The 22,352-nt window shown below is 39.1% G+C and carries 21 protein-coding genes; 13 read left to right on the top strand and 8 right to left on the bottom strand.

Features of this window, described 5'->3' with window-relative positions:
• Nucleotides 1–24: 24 nt before the first annotated feature.
• Both ABIS04_RS12835 and ABIS04_RS12830 read right to left on the bottom strand, forming a co-directional pair.
• Nucleotides 25–798: a Zn-ribbon-containing protein gene (locus ABIS04_RS12835; RefSeq protein WP_350431307.1), complete on the bottom strand. Its 774-nt coding sequence runs from the start codon at nucleotides 796–798 to the stop codon at nucleotides 25–27.
• 3 nt (nucleotides 799–801) lie between these two features.
• Nucleotides 802–1,143, bottom strand: coding sequence for a hypothetical protein (locus tag ABIS04_RS12830; protein ID WP_350431306.1), 342 nt, complete (start codon nucleotides 1,141–1,143; stop codon nucleotides 802–804).
• A gap of 156 nt (nucleotides 1,144–1,299) precedes the next feature.
• On the opposite strand from ABIS04_RS12830, the gene ABIS04_RS12825 reads away from it, so the two are divergent.
• Entirely contained in the window at nucleotides 1,300–1,683 is a 384-nt protein-coding gene (locus tag ABIS04_RS12825; protein WP_350431305.1) for a DUF3192 domain-containing protein, read from the top strand.
• 40 nt (nucleotides 1,684–1,723) lie between these two features.
• Here ABIS04_RS12825 and ABIS04_RS12820 read toward each other — a convergent pair whose 3' ends face one another.
• Nucleotides 1,724–1,954 (bottom strand): DUF2789 domain-containing protein, encoded by a 231-nt coding sequence (locus tag ABIS04_RS12820; RefSeq protein WP_137226541.1) that lies wholly within the window; start codon nucleotides 1,952–1,954, stop codon nucleotides 1,724–1,726.
• A 174-nt stretch (nucleotides 1,955–2,128) separates the two neighbouring features.
• On the opposite strand from ABIS04_RS12820, the gene ABIS04_RS12815 reads away from it, so the two are divergent.
• The 4 genes from ABIS04_RS12815 to ABIS04_RS12800 all read left to right on the top strand — a co-directional run bounded on the left by ABIS04_RS12815 (nucleotide 2,129) and on the right by ABIS04_RS12800 (nucleotide 7,590).
• Nucleotides 2,129–2,779 carry a GNAT family N-acetyltransferase gene (locus ABIS04_RS12815; protein WP_350431304.1) on the top strand — a complete coding sequence of 217 codons (651 nt, stop codon included), beginning with the start codon at nucleotides 2,129–2,131 and terminating at the stop codon, nucleotides 2,777–2,779.
• Between the two features lie 163 nt (nucleotides 2,780–2,942).
• Nucleotides 2,943–3,251, top strand: coding sequence for a DUF962 domain-containing protein (locus ABIS04_RS12810; RefSeq protein ID WP_137226543.1), 309 nt, complete (start codon nucleotides 2,943–2,945; stop codon nucleotides 3,249–3,251).
• A gap of 1,337 nt (nucleotides 3,252–4,588) precedes the next feature.
• Nucleotides 4,589–5,854: an Nramp family divalent metal transporter gene (locus ABIS04_RS12805; RefSeq protein ID WP_350431303.1), complete on the top strand. Its 1,266-nt coding sequence runs from the start codon at nucleotides 4,589–4,591 to the stop codon at nucleotides 5,852–5,854.
• Nucleotides 5,855–6,882: 1,028 nt separating this feature from the next.
• Nucleotides 6,883–7,590 carry a hypothetical protein gene (locus tag ABIS04_RS12800; protein WP_350431302.1) on the top strand — a complete coding sequence of 236 codons (708 nt, stop codon included), beginning with the start codon at nucleotides 6,883–6,885 and terminating at the stop codon, nucleotides 7,588–7,590.
• An 82-nt stretch (nucleotides 7,591–7,672) separates the two neighbouring features.
• Here the strand turns inward: ABIS04_RS12800 and ABIS04_RS12795 are convergent, their stop codons facing one another.
• Together ABIS04_RS12795 and ABIS04_RS12790 are read right to left on the bottom strand one after the other, a co-directional pair.
• Nucleotides 7,673–8,059 carry a DUF3301 domain-containing protein gene (locus ABIS04_RS12795; protein WP_137226546.1) on the bottom strand — a complete coding sequence of 129 codons (387 nt, stop codon included), beginning with the start codon at nucleotides 8,057–8,059 and terminating at the stop codon, nucleotides 7,673–7,675.
• Nucleotides 8,056–9,069: a DUF3549 family protein gene (locus tag ABIS04_RS12790; protein ID WP_350431301.1), complete on the bottom strand. Its 1,014-nt coding sequence runs from the start codon at nucleotides 9,067–9,069 to the stop codon at nucleotides 8,056–8,058. The genes ABIS04_RS12795 and ABIS04_RS12790 overlap by 4 nt, the downstream gene beginning before the upstream one ends.
• Before the next feature lie 48 nt (nucleotides 9,070–9,117).
• Here ABIS04_RS12790 and ABIS04_RS12785 point away from each other — a divergent pair, with 48 nt between their 5' ends.
• The 6 genes from ABIS04_RS12785 to ABIS04_RS12760 all read left to right on the top strand — a co-directional run bounded on the left by ABIS04_RS12785 (nucleotide 9,118) and on the right by ABIS04_RS12760 (nucleotide 15,903).
• Nucleotides 9,118–9,480 (top strand): YqcC family protein, encoded by a 363-nt coding sequence (locus ABIS04_RS12785; RefSeq protein WP_350431300.1) that lies wholly within the window; start codon nucleotides 9,118–9,120, stop codon nucleotides 9,478–9,480.
• Nucleotides 9,481–9,705: 225 nt separating this feature from the next.
• A complete protein-coding gene (truC, locus tag ABIS04_RS12780; RefSeq protein ID WP_350433437.1) occupies nucleotides 9,706–10,506 on the top strand; it encodes a tRNA pseudouridine(65) synthase TruC in 801 nt (266 codons plus the stop codon).
• 328 nt (nucleotides 10,507–10,834) lie between these two features.
• The gene (locus tag ABIS04_RS12775; RefSeq protein ID WP_137226550.1) at nucleotides 10,835–11,299 is read left to right on the top strand and encodes a flavodoxin; all 465 of its coding nucleotides are present in this window, start codon (nucleotides 10,835–10,837) and stop codon (nucleotides 11,297–11,299) included.
• Entirely contained in the window at nucleotides 11,251–12,729 is a 1,479-nt protein-coding gene (locus ABIS04_RS12770) for a PTS transporter subunit EIIC (RefSeq protein ID WP_140234624.1), read from the top strand. The genes ABIS04_RS12775 and ABIS04_RS12770 overlap by 49 nt, the downstream gene beginning before the upstream one ends.
• A gap of 231 nt (nucleotides 12,730–12,960) precedes the next feature.
• Nucleotides 12,961–13,830 carry a formyltetrahydrofolate deformylase gene (gene purU / locus ABIS04_RS12765; protein ID WP_350431299.1) on the top strand — a complete coding sequence of 290 codons (870 nt, stop codon included), beginning with the start codon at nucleotides 12,961–12,963 and terminating at the stop codon, nucleotides 13,828–13,830.
• 177 nt (nucleotides 13,831–14,007) lie between these two features.
• Nucleotides 14,008–15,903: an HD domain-containing phosphohydrolase gene (locus ABIS04_RS12760; RefSeq protein ID WP_350431298.1), complete on the top strand. Its 1,896-nt coding sequence runs from the start codon at nucleotides 14,008–14,010 to the stop codon at nucleotides 15,901–15,903.
• A gap of 128 nt (nucleotides 15,904–16,031) precedes the next feature.
• On the opposite strand, the gene dapD is transcribed toward ABIS04_RS12760, so the two are convergent.
• The 3 genes from dapD to map are packed head-to-tail and all read right to left on the bottom strand — an operon-like array spanning nucleotide 16,032 to nucleotide 20,294.
• Nucleotides 16,032–16,856, bottom strand: a complete 825-nt coding sequence (dapD, locus tag ABIS04_RS12755) for a 2,3,4,5-tetrahydropyridine-2,6-dicarboxylate N-succinyltransferase (RefSeq protein ID WP_140234621.1) — start codon at nucleotides 16,854–16,856, stop codon at nucleotides 16,032–16,034.
• A 45-nt stretch (nucleotides 16,857–16,901) separates the two neighbouring features.
• The gene (glnD, locus tag ABIS04_RS12750; protein WP_350431297.1) at nucleotides 16,902–19,475 is read right to left on the bottom strand and encodes a bifunctional uridylyltransferase/uridylyl-removing protein GlnD; all 2,574 of its coding nucleotides are present in this window, start codon (nucleotides 19,473–19,475) and stop codon (nucleotides 16,902–16,904) included.
• Between the two features lie 21 nt (nucleotides 19,476–19,496).
• On the bottom strand, nucleotides 19,497–20,294 hold the full coding sequence (map, locus tag ABIS04_RS12745; protein WP_137226556.1) for a type I methionyl aminopeptidase: 798 nt from the start codon (nucleotides 20,292–20,294) through the stop codon (nucleotides 19,497–19,499).
• Nucleotides 20,295–20,647: 353 nt separating this feature from the next.
• On the opposite strand from map, the gene rpsB reads away from it, so the two are divergent.
• The gene (rpsB, locus tag ABIS04_RS12740) at nucleotides 20,648–21,376 is read left to right on the top strand and encodes a 30S ribosomal protein S2 (RefSeq protein ID WP_011636744.1); all 729 of its coding nucleotides are present in this window, start codon (nucleotides 20,648–20,650) and stop codon (nucleotides 21,374–21,376) included.
• Between the two features lie 118 nt (nucleotides 21,377–21,494).
• Nucleotides 21,495–22,346 carry a translation elongation factor Ts gene (gene tsf, locus ABIS04_RS12735; protein WP_137226557.1) on the top strand — a complete coding sequence of 284 codons (852 nt, stop codon included), beginning with the start codon at nucleotides 21,495–21,497 and terminating at the stop codon, nucleotides 22,344–22,346.
• The last annotated feature ends 6 nt before the right edge of the window (nucleotides 22,347–22,352 follow it).

Here is a 22,352-nt window from a genome sequence, read left to right as displayed (position 1 = left end):
GCGGCTATTGAATGCTTATTGGGATCATTGATGATCCCACGATAAATTTGACACAATGCGGCAAGGTTCGCAGCGAAAGTGAAACATATCTAAAAGTGGCTGTTTGAGTTTCCATTCATGTGAACCGCAACGTGGACAAGCTCGGTTCATTTCGCTTTCTAAAGACTCACCACCCACGCGGTACAAATAATAGTAAGTTGGTATTTTAGTTAAATATTCTATCCTGCCACGTAAATCCCAACCACGTCTAAATAGGTCACTGTCAGCTCGGGTGATTTCATCTAATGCTGCAAATTCTGCTTTAGTGGCCGCAGCCATTTGCAGTTCATCACAAGCTTGCCATTCTGTTTGCCATTTTATGATGCGTTTATGATCGCCATTAAACGTCGCGGGCAGTTGATAAAGTGGGATTGGTAACAGGTTGTCTCCATTACGCAGCGGTGAACACATATGAACATAGCTGGTATACAGCAGTTGCCATGATGGTGTGTCAGTGTTGCTGGCTTCAGAATTAATGTCTTGGCCGATAAATTTTTCTCTAGGAGCCAATAGTTTAGCCGCTGTTAAGCCTGCTAATGTCATTTTTACCCACGGGCTATTATAACGATTAGCGAGGCTGGTTTTTTCAGGTAATAACAAGCGAACTCTAAATTCGCCTTCGTTGAAAGCTACCGCAAATTCACGACCCAATATTTGTCCGTTGGCACGCAAAGCCTCAAGTAAACCATTAATAGCTTTTTCTGCTGCCTCAATGGTGGTATCTGCAAAACATTCAAAGCGCAGTTCAAAAACAAACATGGATTATTTAGCCTTATGATTCATTTTGCTGGCTTGTTGTTCAAGTTCGTGGACTCTGTGAGTGAGTTGCACAATAAGTTGCTGCATATCGCTCACTTGCTGCTGTAATTTCATAACAGGATCCAAATGTTCTGCTGGCAAATTTTCGGCAGAAGGGATATCGCTTAATTCAGGTATATTTTGCCACTCAGACTTCGGCAGTGCTTTAAATTGTTGTAATCCTTGGATTAGGACTGGCATTGGAATGCTATTACCTAAACGACCTTTTATCAGTGCCAAGCTAGGGGAATGCCCATTGTTGGCAATTGACTTAGCCGCTGCAAGCACTTGTTCAATTGGACTCATTGTTGGCTAAATTCCTTAATTCAAGAGTGTGAGATTAACTAATTTTTGTTGATTTAAAAATAAGTCTATATAAATCAATGCCTTATCTTTAGCATGATTTTCGCTTAAAAGATCTGTAAATACATGTGGATTATATTTTAACAAAAAGGATGCAACATGAAATTAAAACTTATCGCAGCAGGATTAATTGGTGCAACATCAATAGCCTTAAGTGGTTGTGTTATCAGTGTAGGCGATCATGAATCGTCTAAGAGTGGCGATTATTGGCAAGAACAGCAAGAAAAAAATCGTGATCTGTTGAGCAAATTGTCTTTGGGGATGAGCAGTAATCAAGTGACAACCGTTATGGGCAATGCTGATTTTAGTGAGGCTTATACTAAACCAACTCAAAACCATGCCGAACAGTCTATCAAAGTGTTGTTTTATCGAACCCAATGGGCTGAAGGAGATGGTAAAACAACCAAAGACGAATGTACGCCAATAGTATTTCGAGATGACGTTTTAGTGGGTTGGGGTGACACTGTCTATCAACAAATTTAATCATTGAATTGTGTCACCTAACACTCACAATAAATTACTCTTAAGCTCGCATCATCACGTCCAATTGGTCAATGACTTCTGACCATTGGGCGTCTTCAGATAACTCTTCTTTTAAAAATGCTTTTTGGCTTGAATTCCAGCAATCGGCATCAATCATCAATGTATGTTTATCAAGTTTATTTTTGTTAACAAAGTCATTAATGCTCTCTTGATTATTGGGTAAGCCTAATTGCTTAAATAAGTGGCTTAAATCATTTGATGTTGTATCCATTTGAAGTATTCCTCGTCATGGTTAAGTAAACCATTTTAGTATCAGTCTTGATACGCTAAATTGCAAACAACTGATGTTGATAACGGCTTTATTACTTAATTGGGTAAACAAAACTTGTAGATTGTTTCAAACTTGTTAAGTTAAGTTTATAGAGTCAAAAAACAAGGAATAATAATGGACAATAACACCTTGGAAACCATACGTGCAGTTTACTTAACGGCTGAAGATTTACGCGTTGCGGCTTCTATTCTTTACAATGCTTATCATGACGACCCATATTTTATGGAAGTGCTTGGCCAAGATGACAAGCAACAATATGAACAGAAACTACGAGCCGCTATTCGCGAAGAATTAAATGAATTATGGCAACAAGAACAACCCTTGATTGGTCTATTTGATGGCGACCGTTTAATTGGTGTTGTGTGTGTTATTACTCAGCAAGTGCCTTTGGGTGAAGGACGTTATTGGCATTGGCGTTTGAAAATGATGCTGGGTACAGGATGGAAATCTACTCAAGGTTTAATGGACAAGGAAACGTGTATCGTAGAGCATCTACCATCTCAAAAATGTGGGGTTTTACAATTTATTGCTCTATCACCTAATGAGCAAAAAAAAGGTTATGGTGCCAAATTAATTCAAGCGGTATTGAGTTGGTGTGATGAACAACCAGGACTTGATGGAATAGGGGTGTTTGTAAGTAATCCATTGCATCATCAAGCATTTATACAACAAGGATTTACTAATATTGCTAGTGTCAGTATCGGTAACGTTGACGGTGAAATTTTGTTTTACAGTAAGGTACAAGGCAACGCTAGAATAAGCTAACACGTATGTTCAGCTGAATGGAACTGTGGATTCTTTCTGCGGTAATGAATGGTTGTTTCACTGAAGTGTTATGTAACAAAGCGCTAGCTTGAATACTGTAATTGAAAACGTTTGGTATACATCTTGTTCGAAAGGTCAACGGTACAAATAAAGGAGTAAGTTAATGGAACCTAAACGTTTCGCTTCATTTGCAGAGTTTTATCCATTTTATCTGTCTCAGCATCAAGATCCCGTTTGTAGAAGGCTACATTATATTGGCAGTACTATTATTTTGGTGATTGTGGTTAATACCCTGATTAACCACCATTGGTGGCAGTTGCTGTGGTTACCTGTAGTCGGATATGGTTTTGCATGGCTAGGGCATTTTATGTTTGAAAAAAATCGGCCTGCAACATTCACTTATCCGTTATACAGCTTGTGGGCTGATTGGGTTATGTTTGGCCAAATGCTAATGCGTTTATGGCGAAAGTAAAGCTGTAGGATTAACTTGCTCACATTGGTGTAAGACATATCTTACAAGCATGTAAGGTATTTTATCTTAAGTTGTCAGTGTTTGGCATCGCGATTTATTTTAAATTCATTACAATCAGTATATTAGGTTTATTTTAGTTTTTTTTAAAACTAAATATTTGTTTCAAGCACATTGGCTGACTTTTAAGATTACATTTTTAGGTTACTATATTGTTATCGAAAGCGGGTCATTAGTTGGTTTTCTTAGGATTAGAAATAAGACTAATGATGCTTAAGAATATCAAGGATGATACTAGGACACGCTCAAGGAAATAGTGCATAAGCTCGGCAAATGGATAGCCGAATCAAGGATGGGTGAAGACGATAATTTGTCGACACAAGGATATATGGATAGGACTGCCGGATGCAGCATGGATGGTTCAACGGATTGAACAGATTTACCCCTCAGTTGATGGAGCGACTGTTCAATGGAATGACACTCATAAGTATTTTTAAATGGTAAGCCACATTAAAAACACAAGGAAATGAGCACAGGGAAAAGGACGGCAGGAAGCTGGTGTACATGGATGACGCAGGGAGCAATATATCAGCAGGATTGCTGACAAAAGTGCCAGTGGGCACAACCTTATTATGTAAGGTTGTGCCCTTTTGCTTTCTGGCCAAACATGGATGTTTTTTGAGGCTGGGTTATGTGAAATACTATTCACAACATAACAATTTGGCTGATACCTAGCTTGCGTTGTTCCCTCATGTTTTAAGCCTCGCTTTATGATCAAAATTATTTTTGTTTAAAGTGGCAATGTACCGTTTAGAAACAAACGTACTGATAACACCGTTCAAAATTTTACTTTTTAAATTATTTATATAAATCTCTTATGTACCCACTTTATGAATTCAAATTTTTATTATTTTAAATGTGGATAGGTATTCATTAGCTTAGAATTTTTTCACGGATTATCATCAGGAATTATTGTTTTTCTACTCGTTCGAGGGGTATTATTTGTTATTGTTCTAGGTTATTTAACTGGTTTAGGGCATTTGTAATAGCTTTTTTACACGGAACTATTGTCATCAGTTAAGCGTATGCTACTCAGTTTATTTACCGATATTATTGCCTAAAATAATGATATAAAATAGGATTTCAGCGTGTGACGTTGCTACTTCTATAATTGTTATCAAATACTTAAATGCTATTCCTACGGCGTACCGTTAATCAAATAAATGTATAAGGTTTTAAACCAAGGATAATATGATGTCTATCTATCAACCTCCAGCGAGTGAATAGATAAATGTTTAGTCTAATTCAAATGAGTAATTACACGGCCAGCCAGAATCTTCATGAAAATCAAGTCATTGTTTACACTGCATCCTGAATACAAAAGCAAACATAATCATGGGTTTAGTGAAGTACTGAAGTATATGGGACCGGGGTTGCTGGTCACCGTAGGTTTTATTGATCCTGGTAATTGGGCTTCAAATATTGCCGCTGGATCAATGTTTGGCTACACACTTTTGTGGATGGTGACATTATCGACTTTGATGTTGATTATACTACAGCACAATGTTGCTCATCTTGGCATTGTCACTGGGGATTGCTTAGCCGAATCAGCGATGAAAAACGTAAATATTCATCTAGCTAGAGTTATCCTTTTGACCAGCATTTTCGCGGTTATATCGACTGGGTTAGCTGAGATTCTCGGCGGTGCAATTGCACTAAAACTTCTTTTTGATATACCAATAGTCGTTGGCTCTGTCATTGTTCTCGCTATTGTTATTGTATTGCTCTTCACAAACACTTACACCAAGCTTGAAAAACTGATAATCGGTTTTGTTTCGATAATTGGTTTTTCTTTTTTATACGAAATGAGCATTGTCAGCATTAACTGGCCAGAAGCGCTAACAAGTTGGGTAACTGTCAGTATTCCTAATGGTTCTATGGTGATTGTAATGGCTGTATTGGGCGCAGTTGTGATGCCACATAATTTATTTCTGCATTCAGAAATCATTCAAAGTCGGCAATGGAACAACGAAGATGAAGCCGTTATTAAAAAGCAATTAAGGTATGAATTTACCGACACGTTAGTATCGATGATTATTGGATGGGCTATTAATAGTGCAATGATTATACTTGCGGCGGCTGCGTTTTTTGATAAAAAGATAGTTGTTACCGAGTTAGAGCAGGCACAACATCTTTTAGCGCCAATGCTTGGTTCAAAGGCTGCTCTTGTTTTCGGCATTGCTTTATTGTTTGCGGGAATTTCCTCAACGATTACCGCCGGTATGGCTGGTGGCTCCGTTTATGCTGGACTATTTAAAGAACCTTATAACATCAAAAACACACATACTAAAATTGGGGTAGCCGGGATATTAGTCATTTCAACGTTGATTATTTTTTTGATTTCAGACCCATTTAAAGGTCTGATCATCTCGCAAATGATATTAAGTATTCAATTACCCATTACCGTTTTTTTGCAAATTTATTTGACGTCATCTAAAAAAGTGATGGGTAAACACAAAAATTCAACATTAATGAATCTGCTATTGTTATCGATTGCCGTCATTCTAACGATTTTAAATATAATGTTGTTTTCAAGCTTTTTGTAAACATGTGAGTCATTAAAACAACAATACCTAAATTGTTGTTAAATGTTTAACTGCTGATGTTTTTAGTTTATTACTAACTTAACTAAAACTCATTTGTGTGGCTCCTCTCCAGCTTTCTGTTTTGCTCTGAGCTTAATTATTCTCATATTGATGTATTTCCACTGAACCAAATCCTAACCAAATTATAGTTTGAGCCTATTTCTAACTGTAGCGATAATGATAATGTTATGTAAATGCTAACAGTTAACTTAATGTTTACCTATTTTGCTTGTTGCTTTGTGAGATATATCGCACAAATCGTGTGAGACAAATCACGTATTTGATGGTTGATATTTCTGGTTTAAATTTAAGTTGTTGATTATATTTAATATTTATTATTTTGGTATCTGTGAGAGACTTTAATCATTTTGAGGTATCTGTTTACGTTACGGTAAATGAATTATTATTTGTTTGTTCCTAGGACGGGAATATTACAAGGTAGTAAAAAGGTCTAGAAGACCATGAGTATATGGACGTAATGGACGATTTTGAGTTTCAGGATGAAACAGTAGACTTGCTCAATGGACGCAATAGCGGATTAAGTGAGTTTAATAACATTATCAGGATGATAGTGTGCAATGGATGCAAGATTCTACGCAAATGATTTGCGACAGGATAAAGTAAGAATTTCATGGATGATATAAGGACACGCTCAGGATAGAGCAGGCTCGGTAAAAGGATAATCGAGTAAGAAGGAAAGTACTTTATGTACATGGAACATCAAGGATTGAGCAAGGATAGAGCAGGACGCAAGCGATACGCATGGATGGTGCAGGGAGCACAGTTATAGCAGGAAAGCTTAACAAGAAACAAAGAGGCCACGGCATTTACTGTCGTGGCCTTTCTTTTGGCTTTTTTTCAGTATCGGCGGAACTAATGGTGGTTATGTTGTCAAATTGTAAAGTGCCTATGTGCAGGGTTTGAGTACTTCATTAAAGTACCTCATTAAAGTACACAATATCTAACTCACCATTGTATAAGGAGATAGCATGAAAGGGTTTAAAGTTGCACTATTGGTTGGTTTTTCATTCGTTTGCTATAACGCCAATGCAGTCGTGAGCGAAGAGCAACAACAATGGGTTGATCAAGCGTTCAGCGATCTCAATAGTAATAATGACGGTACCAAGGTGCTTTGGCAGTATTCACAGCAAACAGTGATGCCAGACATGACACGTATTGAACAATTCAATGCATCCTTACCTGAAACTGAACGTTGGAGTTTGGTGTCTGAAAATGGTGATACTCCTGGTAAAAAACGCTTAACTGAATACCGAGAACGTCAACAAGATTTGCATCAAGATAAAGACGAAACTAGCTATGAATTAGCGTTTTCTGATTTAATTGATTTGTCGACATTGGTTTTTGTCGGTGAGGATGACAATAATATGTCATTTACGTTTACACCCAATATTGATGAGTTAGACAATAACGTATTAGCAGGCGTGCTTTATTTGGATAAAACATCCAAGCATTTACGTAAAATTCTCATCAGAAATACTGACGAGTTAAATCCTGCGTTTTCAGTTACTTTAACTAAATTTGAATTAGAGTTAAGTTTTGATGTGTTTGAGGGATTAGTGATGCCAGCTCATACATCAACCACTATAATGGGTACAGCAGCAATTTTTAAGTCACTCGACAGTGTTCAAACTGTTACCTACAGCGATTATAAAATCCTCAACAATCCACAAACTTAATTGCATTGTGTGGCAATAAAAAACGCTATTTTTTGAAAAATAGCGTTTTTTTGGATTCAACATCGACTAATAAAGGAGGGTATTAGTGGCATTTACCTGAATCACAGCTTTTACTGCTACCACACCCACCAAATTTACCGCTGGCCATTGGGGCATCCATCCATTCTGGTTCGGGGAATATTGGCCAATCAATTTTTGTGACTCGATTACCATGCATGAAAATATGGCCTCGATATTGGTTGATACCATCAGTGCTAAATTCGAACATAAAGGTGGCTTTCCAACAGATACCCGCATTGCCGCCAACACTTGGGCGAGCTGATTCCATTGCAATGGCAAGTAATTGTACATTCTGTTTTTTACAGGCTTGCTCTGCAAGGGTTCGGCTTGACTCTGCCATTTGTCGCAGTTGCCAAAAAAAGGCCGCTATCACGACTAAAGCAACAATTAATAAAAAATCACTCATCATAGGCTGGTTGCTCTAAATAATCCGCCAATCGCGGTTGCTAATTGAACACTTCTGTCAGGATGCCTTAAGTCGGCTAATAATCCTGATCGCAAGCTAGGTATTGCCACAATATCAGCAAATACTTGATTAAAGAAGTGCTGAGGTTGTTTTGCTAATGCTTCTAAATAACCTTTGCGGGTTAGGTCATCTTTTAAGGCTAACCAATTACGTGCAGCAATGGTGATGAGCTTATTATCATCTAAAAGTTGTTGCTCATTGAGATGATTAATCGCTTTCATACTGTATTGAACATCTGACGCCAATGCCGCTAAATACATTACTTTTAGATGGTCTTCGGCTTGATTTAATTTTTCGAATAACTGTTTAGCGAGACGTTTATCGACATTAATATGTTCTAAACATTGGCAAAGTGCAGCTTGTACTTCTATTGGCGCGTTATTAAGCGCGTTGGTGATGTCATCAAGATGGTTAAATTGATCTGCGCGAACACAAATATCAGCTAATCCCTGCAAACCAAGCTGTGGCCACGTGTCTGGTGTTGCTTGACCTGATAAATACTGTGCCGCAAATTCATATTGACTCGATGCCGGTTGGCCAAGTTGAAGCCTAACTAGTGCATTAAATAATGCCAATTTATGTTGATTAGGTTTAAAACTAAAAGGATGATTGGCTAATTGCTCTTGCTGTTCATCGGTTAATGTTTGGGTTGGATTACGACCGAGGGCTTCTAAAATCATCTTAATAAATTGAGTTCGCGGCGCAGGTGATAACAAACCTTGTTCATCTAAAGGTAATTTTACAAACCAAATATACGGTAATTGTTGTTGCTGCCAAAATACAATAGCAAACTGTGCATGGCCTTGAATTGGATAAGGGTATGGTGCCAGTAAAGAGTCGATTTTCTGAAATGCTAACATATCGATATGTTGCACCCGGCGACCTAAATCGTATATTTGGAATTGAGTATTAGCGGTCGTCAGAAACTGGCTTAAGGTGGTTATCTCGGTCATTGTGTTGTCACTAAATCAAAGAAGTTGGATGGGTATTCAATCCGCTAAATGATATCATATTCGGACTTAGCCTTGATATTGTCGTTCATTTTTATGCTTTATTTAACCAGCAAAAATCATTTAATTAAATTAGAACAATTGCTTAAGGCCTATGATCTTTGGTCTGAAACACCACTTCCTGAAACTGCGATGGTCAGTACTGCGCCATTTTGCTGTGATGTAATGGCATTTGAGCAATGGTTACAATTTATTTTTATTCCCAAGATGACTGAGCTTGTAGTGCTACGACAACCTTTGCCGACCAATATGGCCTTGGCTCCTATGGCAGAACATGTTTGGCAAAGTATGCCCCATGGCACCATTATGGTTGCTCAGTTGCAGCAATTTGATGCTGAGCTTAGTCAGCGTTAAGAGTACTGCCGCGCCACTTGATGACATTAATACCAATAAATACTATAAAAATGAAATCTATATAAATTAAGTCTATATAAATTAAGTGCCTATAAACTAAACCAATATAGATTTAGCCAATACAAAATAAGTAAAGTGATAAACATGATCTCAAAAGATAACGATGCTGAATACTCATTAGATAACGATGACTTATGTGAGCCAATAAGCTCAGAAGACATTGACATGCCCTCTACTACAGATACCGAATTAGACGATGATTTACACCCTCCCCATATCGACATACTATTTGAAGACGAGCATATCGTTGCTATTCACAAGCCTGCAGGTTTATTAGTTCATCACAGTTATTTAGCCCGTAGAGAGCGTTTTTTTGCTATGCAGATGACTCGAGATTTGGTGGGTTGTCATGTCTTTCCTGTGCATCGTCTTGATCGACCTACATCTGGCGTGCTGCTGTTTGCTAAATCCAGTGAAGTGGCTCGAATGTTATGTGAGCAATTTGCCAATCACAGTATTAAGAAGCATTATTTAGCGATAGTTCGTGGCAATATGCATGAATCTGGCACTTTAGATTATGCCCTAAAACAAGAGTTTGATGATTTAGGTGATAAGCATGTTGATCCCAACAAAGCTGCTCAAGAAGCCGTGACAGAGTATCAGCCGTTGTTGAATACAGAAATACCATTTAGTTCAGGCCGCTATCCTTCTAGCCGTTATGGATTGATAAAATTAAGCCCTCATACTGGGAGAAAACATCAATTACGTCGTCATATGGCACATTTGCGTCATCCAATCGTTGGAGATACCACGCATGGTGACGGCAAGCAAAATAAATTTTTCCGTGAACATTTTGCGATTAATCGTTTGTGGTTGATTGCAAAAAGTCTGCAGTTTATACATCCGGTAACGCAACAACCGATGCACATAGAAACTGAGCTTGAGTTAGAGTGGTTAACTATTTTCAAGGAATTCGGTTGGGATGATGATCAGTTATCATCTGAGCCAAGCATGCTATTAAGTTAGTCCATATGGTCAGCAAGTAAAGCTTTAAGCTTTTCAAACTCAGGGATTTTGGGTATGAGTTTCTGCTGCTTTTGTTCTATACGGAAGTAGTAGTTGCGGCGTATATGGGCGAATTTATGTTGTAGTTTGAGTTTCCGCTTTCTGCTCACTTGTCGCATGGTCATGGTTCCGTTATTGCGCTATTTCACATTGAGCCAACTAGGGTTGGTCATATCAACTTTAATCACACCATAAAAGATACTTGCGAGAGACTCAAGGAATACAGTAAGGTAAGTTACTAAGACTCAAGGTATTTTATATCGTATTACAATTAAGGGGAAAGTATACCATGAAAAAGGTCAATGTTGTTTTTGGTACCGTTTATGGTAGCGCTCAATTTACTGCAGAAACAGTGACTAAGGCGATTGCAAAATTAGGTTTTACAACTAAGCTTTGGCAACCTAATGAATTATTAGATTTTGTACCTCCTCAAGACGAATTTTTAATTATAGTGTCATCAACCACGGGACACGGAGATATACCTGAAGATATTGCTCCGTGGTTTAATGAACTTAAATCCGCAGCACCTTATTTACCAGCATTGCAATACAGCTTAATAGGGCTAGGTGATTCAAGTTATGAAACCTTTTGTGGAGCGATAAAAAAGTTTGATGAGTTGCTAGCTGAGCTTGGCGCAAAGCCGCTTACTGAGCGATTAGAAATTGATGCCTGTGAAACAATGGAACCGGAAATAGAAGCTAAAACATGGATAGCCAGTTGGCACAACGCCGTCACATCGGTAAGCGTAGCGTAAGCCTTTTTACACAACAGTGGTTTAAATTTGCCCAGCGTCTAAGTCAGGCGTTGCTAATTCCTATTGCTATTTTACCTGCTGCAGGGTTGATGTTGGGAATAACGGTTAATCCGTTGCCATTTATTCCAACTGAATTAAATACTGTGCTGTCAGCGGTAGGTAATCTAGTTTTTACTATGATGCCTTTGTTGTTTAGTGTTGCTGTAGCCATTGGTTTTTGTCGTGATCAAGGGATTGCGGCGTTTTCCGCAGTATTTGGTTTTGGGGTGTTTTTATCCACTATGGGGGCCCTGACAAATATTTATGGCCTCGTATCGCGACCATTATGGGGCATGCAAACCATTGATACTGGTATCGCTGGTGGTATGTTAGTCGGCGCTATCACTTGTTTAGCTGTTAATCTCAGTCATCATGTAAAACTACCTGCTATATTTTCATTTTTTGAAGGTCGCCGCAGTGCCCCTATTATTGTTATCCCCCTGTCTATGGTATTGGCCTATCTATTAGTACATGTTTGGCCTCCCTTATCGACTGTTATTGAGCACCTTTCTGATTGGTCTGTTTATCAAGATCCCGCTATCGCCTTTGGGGTGTACGGTACTGTTGAGCGTTTACTCATTCCGCTAGGTTTGCATCATATTTGGAATGCCCCAGTTTATTTGGAAGTGGGGCAGTATATTAATCAAGGTACAGTGGTCAGAGGAGAAGTGGCACGTTATTTAGCCGGCGATCCGTTGGCGGGAAATCTCGCAGGGGGATACTTAATCAAAATGTGGGGGTTACCTGCCGCTGCACTGGCAATATGGCGTTGCGCAGATAAACCCGAACGTAACAGGGTAGCAGGAATTATGTTATCTGCGGCTACGGCAAGTTGGTTAACGGGGGTTACAGAGCCCATTGAATTCGCATTTATGTTTGTTGCTCCGATTCTATTTATCGTGCATGCCTTGTTGACAGGAATAGCTTATAGCGTGTGTATTTTGCTTGGTATTCACCATAGTATTGTCTTTTCACATGGCTTAGTTGATTTCACATTACTGTTTTCACGTTCAGAAAATACTCAGTGGATTTGGATACTTGGGCCACTTACTGGATTAATTTATTATGCTATTTTCAGGGCTAGCATTTTAGCGTTCAATTTGAAAACTCCTGGTCGAATAGAGCAAACAGATTTACCTGCTGAGCCTAAAGAAAGCCTGCGTGCGATGATTGCGGCTTTAGGTGGGCGTGACAATATTATTGAAATTAATGCCTGTTTAACCCGTTTACGAATTAGTGTTAACCAAGCTAATTTAATTGATAAAGCTCGGTTGATGCGTTTGGGGGCCAAAGGTGTTGTGGTAATGGGGAAAGGGGTGCAAGTCGTCTATGGTACTAAAGCCGAAAGTTTGCGTAAATTACTGCAAAAGTACCTCGATTCACGTCGATAACAGCATTGATTAACTCGGTGTTACTTATTGCTATAATTCGAAAATCTATTTTTTTAAACTCATTTTAACGATGAAACATATACCCTTTTTTCGTATCTACTCTGTTTTTAAGCTTTTGTGCTTAAATTGAATGTTTTTTAGCATTTATGAGTATTTATCATTAAAAAACATCACCTAAATTTCCTTTTCAATGGCACACTCATACATAGTCGTTAAAGAGGAGTCGTAAGCGTGAGTCATCAATCCATAAAAACCGATCCAAGCCAACTACAACGCAAAGTATTAATTACCGATTGTGTCGATGCTAAAGGGTTAATAGCAAAAATTACCGGCGTATGTTTTGCCAATCAGCTCAATATTATTAAAAATACCGAATTTGTTGACCATGCTCAAGGACGCTTTTTTATGCGTGCTGAACTTGAGGGGCAATTTGATGATGAACGTTTGTTGAGTGAACTTCGTGATGTGTTACCTGCAAAAAATCATATGAAACTAGTCGATATGGGTAAAAAACGTATCGTGATCATGGTGACAAAAGAAGCTCATTGCTTGGGTGATATTTTAATGAAGTCCTATTATGGTGGTTTAGATGTTGAAATTGCAGCTGTAGTAGGTAATTACGATGTTTTGCAGCCATTAACTGAAAAGTTTGATATTCCATTTCATTTTGTCAGTCATGAAGGGTTAAGTCGCCAAGAGCATGAACAAGCTATGCTTAAAGTGATTAAGCCATATGATCCCAATTTTGTGGTACTAGCAAAATATATGCGAGTACTCACACCAGAATTTGTGACTGCATTTGCAGATAAAATTATTAATATTCATCATTCATTTTTACCTGCTTTTATTGGTGCTTCACCGTATAAGCAAGCATGGGATCGCGGTGTTAAAATTATTGGTGCAACGGCGCATTTTGTTAATAATAATCTTGATGAGGGACCTATTATTAAACAAGACGTTATCTCGGTTGATCACAGTTTTAGTGCCGCAGAGTTAGCCCATAATGGCCGAGATGTAGAAAAAAGCGTATTAAGTAAAGCATTGCAATTAGTGCTAAATGAGCAAGTTGTGGTGTACGGAAATAAAACGGTTGTATTTTAAAGTACATTTAATAGATGCATCATGGTATTTAAATTCGATGATGCTATCTTTTAAACATCAATGAAGTTGATTAAGTGCGAGTAAGCGATGGTAGCAAGTAAAAGATTATAATAATTCTGGTTACGATATCATCGGTATTAATATTTTCAATATGTGTAGGTAAAGAGTGAGGATAGGATGTTACAAAAAAGTAATTTTTTCTTAAAACCATCAGACTTACCTAATACAGTTGGGCTTTGCTGGGGAATTGTTAATAACAAGCTTGAATTAATTAAGCTGAGTGAGTCACTGTATAAATTGATAAAAAAACCCATCGTTACTATTTTGAAACAACCGCTTTTAAATTCATTTTCTGCTCTTAAAATAGACCATATTGATTTTAACCAACGCCAAACTCACCATGTTATCAATTTTGTTGATGATAAAGGCCATGCATTACAAGCTACTTTAATCCCCATAGAAGAAAGTGATGAAACCTGGTGTATTACGGTCATTGAAATAGAGTTAGATAAAGCTTGGTTAACAGAGTTACACCCTGATTATCATCAGGCGATTCAGTCTAGTGATGATTGGCTTAATCAAATTGAAGAAGTGATTAATGCGAGTGGTGATGTGGTTTTTACTACCGCAATAAAACAAGGCCTGTCGTTAACTCAATCAAAAGTGGGTTATGTACATATTTTCGATGAAAAGAATAACCAAATAACTAAAACAGCTTGGAATGATGATGTAGAAGATTACTTTACTATCTCTAAGCAACAAACTTATCAAGCTGATTCTGGTATTTGGACAGAAACTATTAAGACTCGTAAAGCGGTTATTCATAACGATTTGACTGAACTGATTGAAAATAAAACGCAAGAGGATGGTTTTTTCGCTTTTAAAAATCACCTGTGTATTCCTATTCATTATCGTAAAAAAATTGTGGGTATTATTGGCGTTGGTAATAGAGACAAACCCTATACTCAAGTGGATGCCAAATCGTTAAGCATTTTTGCAACTATTTTGTGGCACAGTGTCGAACTGCCTCGTACCATGAAGGCTGTGTCAAGGCAGTCGAACATTATTAAAATGCAAAAAGAAAAGATGACCTCGATTCTAGTGCAGCTGATCGGCGCTATTTCAGAAGCGCTTGAGCTCAAAGATGCTTACACAGCAGGACATCAAAAGTCAGTCGCACAGTTAAGTTATCTTATTGGTGAAAAAATGGGCTTAACCCCCGGGGTTTTGGAAGGATTAAAACTGGGGTCATTGATCCACGATATTGGCAAACTGGCTATTCCAAGCGAAATTTTATCTAAGCCATCGCGGTTAAGTGACGCAGAGTTTGGTCTCATTAAACAGCATCCAGAACAAGGTGCATTAATCGTTGATGAAGTGGAGTTTCCTTGGCCTATCAAGCAAATGATCCTTCAGCATCATGAACGCCTAGATGGCTCTGGTTATCCCAAAGGATTAAAAGCTGACGACATCATACTTGAAGCTAAAATAATTGCTGTAGCCGACGTTGCAGATTCTATTCTAAGTCATCGACCGTATCGCCCATCTCTAGGCATGGAGGTGTTAACTCAAGAGTTACTTAAGGGTAGAGGTAAAGTGTTCGATGAAGTTATTGTTGATACTTGTCTTGAAATTTTGGCCGTTGAAGATTTTAAAGAAGAGCAATATGTCAGTGGCTTGCCACTAGCACCTGTGGTTTTTCTTGAAGAATTTCATACTCTTGAACACGCTGAGTCCATGATTAAAAAAGCTAAAATGGATGTAGCCGTAGTATTATCGGAAAAAGAACGTACCCCAATTGGCGTGATCGATAGTAATGTTTTAGCTTTTTGGCACAGCCCTTTTTTAGATACTGCAGCAGAGCGTGCGGTGGATAGAAGTTTACTTAATAAACGAGTGCATCAAGTGATGGTGCATAAAATGAATATGATTATCGATCATACCATTTTGCATGATGCCAAATTGATGATGGAAAAAACTAATGCTAGCTATTTGATTGTTCATAATGACAAGCAACAAGTCGTTGGTATGTTGACATGGCGGATTTTAGCCGCAGCATTGCTTAATAGATAATGCCATTGTGAGGTTACTAATATGATGCTGTTCCGATTGATTATTATACTCATAAATTCATAATGCTTATGGTAATAAAAAAGGCTCCAAAGAGCCTTTTTTATTACTTTTACCGTCGGATTATAAAATTAATCAACGATACGCAACAGTTCATTAATGCCCACTTTACCTCGGGTTTTTGCGTCAACCTTTTTAACAATAATCGCAGCATATAAACTGTATTTGCCACAAGCAGATGGTAGGTTACCAGACACTACAACTGAACCCGCTGGAACACGACCGTAATGCACTTCACCGGTTTCGCGATCAAAAATACGTGTGCTTTGTCCAATGTAGACGCCCATTGAAATTACGCTGCCTTCTTCAACGACAACACCTTCAACGATCTCGCTGCGAGCACCAATAAAGCAGTTGTCTTCAATAATGGTAGGGCCAGCTTGTAAAGGCTCTAATACGCCGCCAATGCCTACACCGCCAGACAAGTGTACGTTTTTACCTATCTGTGCACATGACCCCACAGTTGCCCATGTATCAACCATAGTACCTTCATCAACATAAGCGCCTAAATTAACGTAAGATGGCATCAATACGGTGTTTTTACCGATAAATGAACCTTTACGGACCGTTGCAGGTGGTACCACTCGAATGCCTTCTGCTTTAAAGCGAGCTTCATCATAGTTGCTGAATTTCTGTGGGACTTTATCGAAATACTTGGTGTCTCCACCTTCAATCACGCCATTATCAAAAATGCGGAAAGACAGTAGAACGGCTTTTTTTAGCCACTGGTGAACATGCCATTCACCGTCAATTTTTTCAGCAACTCGTGCTTGGCCTTTATCAAGCATATTGATCACGGTTTCCACATCAGCGCGAACACTTGGTTCTACGCTTGCAGGTGAGATGTCTTGACGTGTTTCGAATGCAGCTTCAATGCGTTGACGTAAAGCCTCCATTGTTTTCTCCTGATATTAAATGATTACGTAAATTTATTGTTTAAATTAGTTAGATGATTTTAACGCGAGTGTTAGCGCGTCAGATAGTTGCTGTTGCTGGGGCTCATCTAAGGCCGTACCACTTTGGCTTTGTAATATAAAAAAATCTTCTGCACGTTCACCAATAGTGGTAATTTTGGCGGCCAATAGTGTTACGTTGCAACGATAAAGCGTGTCACCCACTTTGGCTAATAAGCCAGGGGTGTCTAAGGTGGTTAGTTCCATCATACTTGTACCATGACGAGTACTAGGTAAGAAACTCACATGAGTCGCAACATTAAAAGGTTTCATGATCCGCGCTAATTTCCTAAACTTTGGTAATTTAGGTTTTTCTGTGGCTAAGGCTTTTTCTAATGCCTTACGGATACTTTGAATGCGTGATAGTTGAATGATGGGTTCACCATCTTGTTCTAGAATAACAAAGGTGTCGAGTGCATAGTTATCTTTTGATGTCATGATATTAGCATCATGCACATTAATGTTTTTGTTATCTAACACCGTCATTACGGTTGCAAACAGTTTAGGTTTATCTTTGCTATAGATAAACAGTTCAGTACCACCTCGAGTGGTATTTTTAGACATTAATACTAATGGCTCATCGTGATGATGTTTTAAAATGGCTTCAGCGTGCCAAGCAACTTGAGTTGGCTGGTGACGTAAAAAATAGTCAGATTTGAACCTAGACCAGAGTGCATCCATGTCTTTTTCTTTTAATCCACGTCTAATCAGCTCTTTTTTAGCTTTAGCCTGGATCTCTTTAACTCGTGCTTTGACATCGATAGGCTTTTCTTTGCCCCGAGCCAATACTCGTTGGGTTGAAAAATACAAATCTCGTAATAGTGAGCCTTTCCAGTTGTTCCACGTTTTTTCATTAGTGGCACAAATGTCAGCAACCGTGAGGCAATATAAATAACTCAAGTGGGCGGCATCATGTACTTTTTCAGCAAACAGTGCGATTACTTCTGGATCTGAAATATCTCTGCGTTGGGCGGTGACTGACATCACTAAGTGATTTTCAACTAACCAAGCCACTAAACGACCGTCATGATCATTCATACCATGCAATTTGCAAAAATCGATGGCATCTTTTGAACCTAGTTTACTATGATCGCCGCCACGTCCTTTAGCGATATCATGAAAAATCGCTCCCAATACCAATAAGCCTTTTTTAGGCAATTGATTTATTAAGATGGCTCCCAGTGGGAATTCATCTTTTTGCTCGGCTTGTGAAAAACGCTCAATATTGAGCAGCAATCGATGGGTGTGTTCATCAACGGTATAGGCATGAAATAAGTCAAACTGCATTTGGCCTTCAATCTTACGCCAAGCAGGTAAGTACGACGATAAAATACCGTGTTGGTGCATCAAAGATAATGCAGCAATACCCCGAGGATGTTTTAGGATCTCCATAAAGACCTTACGACAGGCTGGATTGTCTTGTAACGGAGAGGTTAGTGCTCTGCGGGCATTACGCAACAACCTTAGCGTTGGGGCATATATCCCTTGAATATTAGAGTTTTTTGCTACTAATAAGAATAAGCGTAATATTTCCTCATTATGAAGGCTAAACACATCATTATCTAACACTTCAATATAACGTCCACGACGTTGATAAATATCACTGATAGGCTGTATTTCTAATGCTTGAGTGTGACCTAATGTCGCGCGCTTAAACAATTGCAGTAACATTTGGTTAAGCTCCATCACGCGGCGGACCGTGCGATAGTAACGCTTCATCATTTGTTCAACGGCTAACTGGGTGGCATCTTCATAACCTAATAAACTAGCGATTTGCCGTTGTAAATCGAACAACAAACGGTTTTCGTTGCGGTTAGCTGTGATGTGCAATGCAAAGCGGATTTCCCAAAGAAAATTTTGGCATTCAATGAGCTCATCTAATTCTGCTGGTGACAAAAAGTCATGTTCGACGAGTTCTTCTAAGGTTGCGGCATCAAAATGGCGCATTGCTACCCAAGCAATCGTTTGAATATCGCGCAATCCACCAGGGCAGGTTTTAATATTAGGTTCTAAGTCAAAGGCGCTGGCTTTGCTGTGACGAGCGGTTTGCTCGTCTTTTTTTGCGTTATAAAAGTCGTAAGAGGGCCAAAAGTCTTGTTGGCGAATGGCATCGTATAGCACATCAAATAGAAATTCACTGCCGGTAAGTAGTCTGGCTTCAATCAGATTGGTGGCAATGGTGATGTCGGCTTTACCTTGCTCAATGGTTTGGGCGATGGTGCGAACACTATGGCCTATTTCAAGCCCCGTATCCCACAGGTAGGTAATAAATTGACTCAACTGAGTTTCAGTTTCAGCTGATAATGGTTCATCGTCAACCAAAAACAGTAAGTCAATATCTGAATGTGGGTGCAGCTCACCTCGACCATAACCGCCAACGGCAACTAAGGTAAGATGGCCATTGTTGAGGCCAAAATTTTGCCAAGTTTGTGTTAGCAAGGAATCAACAAATTGACTACGATGTTTAACAATATCAGCAATTGGATGTTTTGCAGTGTATTGCTCAACTAAGCGCTGGTTTAAGTCAATTAATGCATTTTTGGCGTCCAGCGCAGTATTCATTGATGTCCTTACTAATTATATCTAGTGATTAATGATGCGAGGAAAATCTTCTTCCTCACGTAACGTTAATATTTCTACACCCGTTTCAGTAACTAACAAGGTGTGTTCCCACTGTGCTGAATTTTTACCATCAGATGTGCTAACAGTCCAATTATCGTTTTTATCCAAAACAGTAGTATGACGACCTGCATTGATCATAGGTTCAATCGTAAAGCACATGCCTGGTCTTAGCACGGTTTTGTCATTGTTTTTATAATGAACAACTTGAGGTTCTTCATGGAAGCCTGTTCCAATACCGTGACCACAATAATCTTGCACGATTGAGTACTTATCAAGCCCTGTTTTGCTGGTTTTGATAAATTTTTCGATTGTAGTGCCAATTTCGCCTAATTTTAAACCAGGACGCACTTTTCGAATCGCTAAATATAGACTTTCTTGGGCAATGCGGCTCAAACGTTTATCTTTAGCTGATACTTCACCGATTAAAAACATTTTTGAAGTATCACCATGATAACCGTCTTTAATCACCGTAATATCTAGATTGATCATATCGCCTTCTTTTAAGGCGTAATCACAAGGAATACCATGACAGACCACTTCGTTAACTGAAGTACATATAGACTTCGGAAATCCGTGATAATTGAGTGGCGCAGAAATGGCACCTTGCTCTTCGGTATACTTGGCACAAATGTCGTTTAATTCATCTGTTGTGACCCCCGCTTTAACGTGAGGGGCTACTACTTCCAATACTTTAGCGGCTAATTTACCTGCTACTCGCATTTTTTCTATTTCGTCTGCTTTTTTGATGACAATGCTCATGAAAACTCTCTATCTTTTGGCGGTCAAAATAGGCATGTTTTACCCAAGGAATTTACGGCAAAAATTTGTATTTACATGCCGTTTATGGTATAAAGCGCGCCGTTATGTATAAGATTGTTGTTGTACGGTTCGAGTTAACGAGATGCGTATTGTTGCTTTTATAAGCAGAATTCACATAAAGTTCGGCAAACCGTAAAAGATGACGGTCATTATACATGGCAATTAACTTAAATACTAAATCACACACGTATCGACACATTTTTCGGGGTGCTTTCTAATTCTTATTGAAGTTAGAGGGTCGAAACATGGGATGCGTGGAGGTCTAACCCCTTACATACATAAAGGTATATACAATGACTACTGTTTCAATGCGCGACATGCTTCAAGCTGGTGTTCACTTCGGTCACCAAACTCGTTACTGGAATCCTAAGATGAAGCCTTTCATCTTCGGTGCTCGTAATGGTGTACACATTATCAACCTTGAGCACACTGTACCAATGTTCAACGAAGCGTTAGCTTTCATTAGCAACATTGCTTCTAAGAAAGGTAAAGTTTTATTCGTAGGTACTAAGCGCGCTGCTGGCGAAGCGATTAAAGCATCTGCACTTTCTTGTGATCAGTACTATGTTGATCACCGTTGGTTAGGCGGCATGTTAACCAACTGGAAAACTGTTCGTCAGTCAATCAAGCGTCTTAAAGAGCTAGAAAGCCAGTCTGTAGACGGTACTTTCGACAAGCTTACTAAGAAAGAAGCGTTAATGCGTTCACGCGAATTAGACAAGTTAGAAAAGTCTCTAGGCGGAATCAAGAACATGGGCGGTTTACCTGACGTATTATTCGTTATCGGTGCTGACCATGAGCATATCGCTATTAAAGAAGCAAACAACCTAGGTATCCCAGTTGTTGCAGTTGTTGATACTAACTCTGCTCCAGACGGTGTGAACTACATCGTTCCTGGTAACGACGATGCGATGCGTGCTATTCGTTTGTACACTTCTTCTGTTGCTGCAGCTGCTAACGCTGGCCGTGGTCAAGATTTAGCTGTTCAAGCTGAGCAAGACGGTTTCGTAGAAGCTGTTTAATAAGGCGTGATGCTTAGCATCCCCCCTTATTTGCCAATAAGATAATTGGTGAACAGGGGCCCTTGGGCCCCTGTTTTATAAATGCAAAATTAGACGAATTAAAATAGAGGATTTAACAATGGCAATTACTGCTGCCCAAGTTAAAGAACTTCGTGACCGCACTGGCGCTGGCATGATGGACTGTAAGAATGCACTGACTGAAACTGACGGTGACATCGAACTAGCGATTGATAACATGCGTAAGAGCGGTGCTGCAAAGGCTGCCAAAAAAGCAGGTAACATCGCTGCTGACGGTACTATTCTAATCAAGAATGGCGACGGTTTCGCTGCACTATTAGAAGTTAACTGTCAAACTGATTTCGTTGCTAAAGATTCAAACTTCTTAGCATTTGCTAACGCAGTGCTAGATGTTGCTGCAGCATCTAAAATCACTATTGAAGACTTAAAAGCACAGTTTGAAGAAACTCGTGTTGCACTTGTGACTAAAATTGGTGAAAACATCAATATTCGTCGCGTTGAGTATATCGATGGTGCAAACCTAGCGTCTTACCGTCACGGTGATCGTATTGGTGTTGTTGTTGCGGGCGAAGCTGACGAAGAAACCCTAAAGCACATTGCAATGCACGTTGCTGCTTCTAAGCCAGAGTTTGTTAACCCTGAAGATGTGCCTGCTGATCTTGTTGCAAAAGAGCAAGCGCTGCAAATCGAAATCGCGATGAATGAAGGCAAGCCTGCTGAAATCGCTGAGAAGATGGTTATTGGTCGTATGAAGAAGTTCACTGGTGAGATATCTCTTACTGGTCAAGCTTACATCATGGAACCTAAGAAAACTGTTGGCGTTGTTCTTAAAGAGAAAGGCGCTAAAGTAACCAACTTCATTCGTTTAGAAGTAGGTGAAGGTATCGAGAAGAAAGCAGAAGATTTTGCTGCTGAAGTCGCGGCGCAAATCGCTGCTACTAAAAAAGCGTAATCGCTT

This window comes from Shewanella sp. H8 (assembly GCF_040285065.1).
In the GTDB taxonomy this organism is placed as follows: Bacteria; Pseudomonadota; Gammaproteobacteria; order Enterobacterales; family Shewanellaceae; genus Shewanella; species Shewanella polaris.
Note: the sequence above shows the minus strand (reverse complement) of the source record. Positions and strands in the feature narration are given on the sequence as shown.

What these genes read in the sequence shown, in the direction of transcription:
- ABIS04_RS12835 (WP_350431307.1), bottom strand. Translation starts at nt 798, where the DNA reads ATGTTTGTTTTTGAACTGCGCTTTGAATGTTTTGCAGATACCACCATT.
- ABIS04_RS12830 (WP_350431306.1), bottom strand. Translation starts at nt 1,143, where the DNA reads ATGAGTCCAATTGAACAAGTGCTTGCAGCGGCTAAGTCAATTGCCAAC.
- ABIS04_RS12825 (WP_350431305.1), top strand. Translation starts at nt 1,300, where the DNA reads ATGAAATTAAAACTTATCGCAGCAGGATTAATTGGTGCAACATCAATA.
- ABIS04_RS12820 (WP_137226541.1), bottom strand. Translation starts at nt 1,954, where the DNA reads ATGGATACAACATCAAATGATTTAAGCCACTTATTTAAGCAATTAGGC.
- ABIS04_RS12815 (WP_350431304.1), top strand. Translation starts at nt 2,129, where the DNA reads ATGGACAATAACACCTTGGAAACCATACGTGCAGTTTACTTAACGGCT.
- ABIS04_RS12810 (WP_137226543.1), top strand. Translation starts at nt 2,943, where the DNA reads ATGGAACCTAAACGTTTCGCTTCATTTGCAGAGTTTTATCCATTTTAT.
- ABIS04_RS12805 (WP_350431303.1), top strand. Translation starts at nt 4,589, where the DNA reads ATGAAAATCAAGTCATTGTTTACACTGCATCCTGAATACAAAAGCAAA.
- ABIS04_RS12800 (WP_350431302.1), top strand. Translation starts at nt 6,883, where the DNA reads ATGAAAGGGTTTAAAGTTGCACTATTGGTTGGTTTTTCATTCGTTTGC.
- ABIS04_RS12795 (WP_137226546.1), bottom strand. Translation starts at nt 8,059, where the DNA reads ATGATGAGTGATTTTTTATTAATTGTTGCTTTAGTCGTGATAGCGGCC.
- ABIS04_RS12790 (WP_350431301.1), bottom strand. Translation starts at nt 9,069, where the DNA reads ATGACCGAGATAACCACCTTAAGCCAGTTTCTGACGACCGCTAATACT.
- ABIS04_RS12785 (WP_350431300.1), top strand. Translation starts at nt 9,118, where the DNA reads ATGATATCATATTCGGACTTAGCCTTGATATTGTCGTTCATTTTTATG.
- truC (WP_350433437.1), top strand. Translation starts at nt 9,706, where the DNA reads ATGCCCTCTACTACAGATACCGAATTAGACGATGATTTACACCCTCCC.
- ABIS04_RS12775 (WP_137226550.1), top strand. Translation starts at nt 10,835, where the DNA reads ATGAAAAAGGTCAATGTTGTTTTTGGTACCGTTTATGGTAGCGCTCAA.
- ABIS04_RS12770 (WP_140234624.1), top strand. Translation starts at nt 11,251, where the DNA reads ATGGATAGCCAGTTGGCACAACGCCGTCACATCGGTAAGCGTAGCGTA.
- ABIS04_RS12760 (WP_350431298.1), top strand. Translation starts at nt 14,008, where the DNA reads ATGTTACAAAAAAGTAATTTTTTCTTAAAACCATCAGACTTACCTAAT.
- dapD (WP_140234621.1), bottom strand. Translation starts at nt 16,856, where the DNA reads ATGGAGGCTTTACGTCAACGCATTGAAGCTGCATTCGAAACACGTCAA.
- glnD (WP_350431297.1), bottom strand. Translation starts at nt 19,475, where the DNA reads ATGAATACTGCGCTGGACGCCAAAAATGCATTAATTGACTTAAACCAG.
- map (WP_137226556.1), bottom strand. Translation starts at nt 20,294, where the DNA reads ATGAGCATTGTCATCAAAAAAGCAGACGAAATAGAAAAAATGCGAGTA.
- rpsB (WP_011636744.1), top strand. Translation starts at nt 20,648, where the DNA reads ATGACTACTGTTTCAATGCGCGACATGCTTCAAGCTGGTGTTCACTTC.
- tsf (WP_137226557.1), top strand. Translation starts at nt 21,495, where the DNA reads ATGGCAATTACTGCTGCCCAAGTTAAAGAACTTCGTGACCGCACTGGC.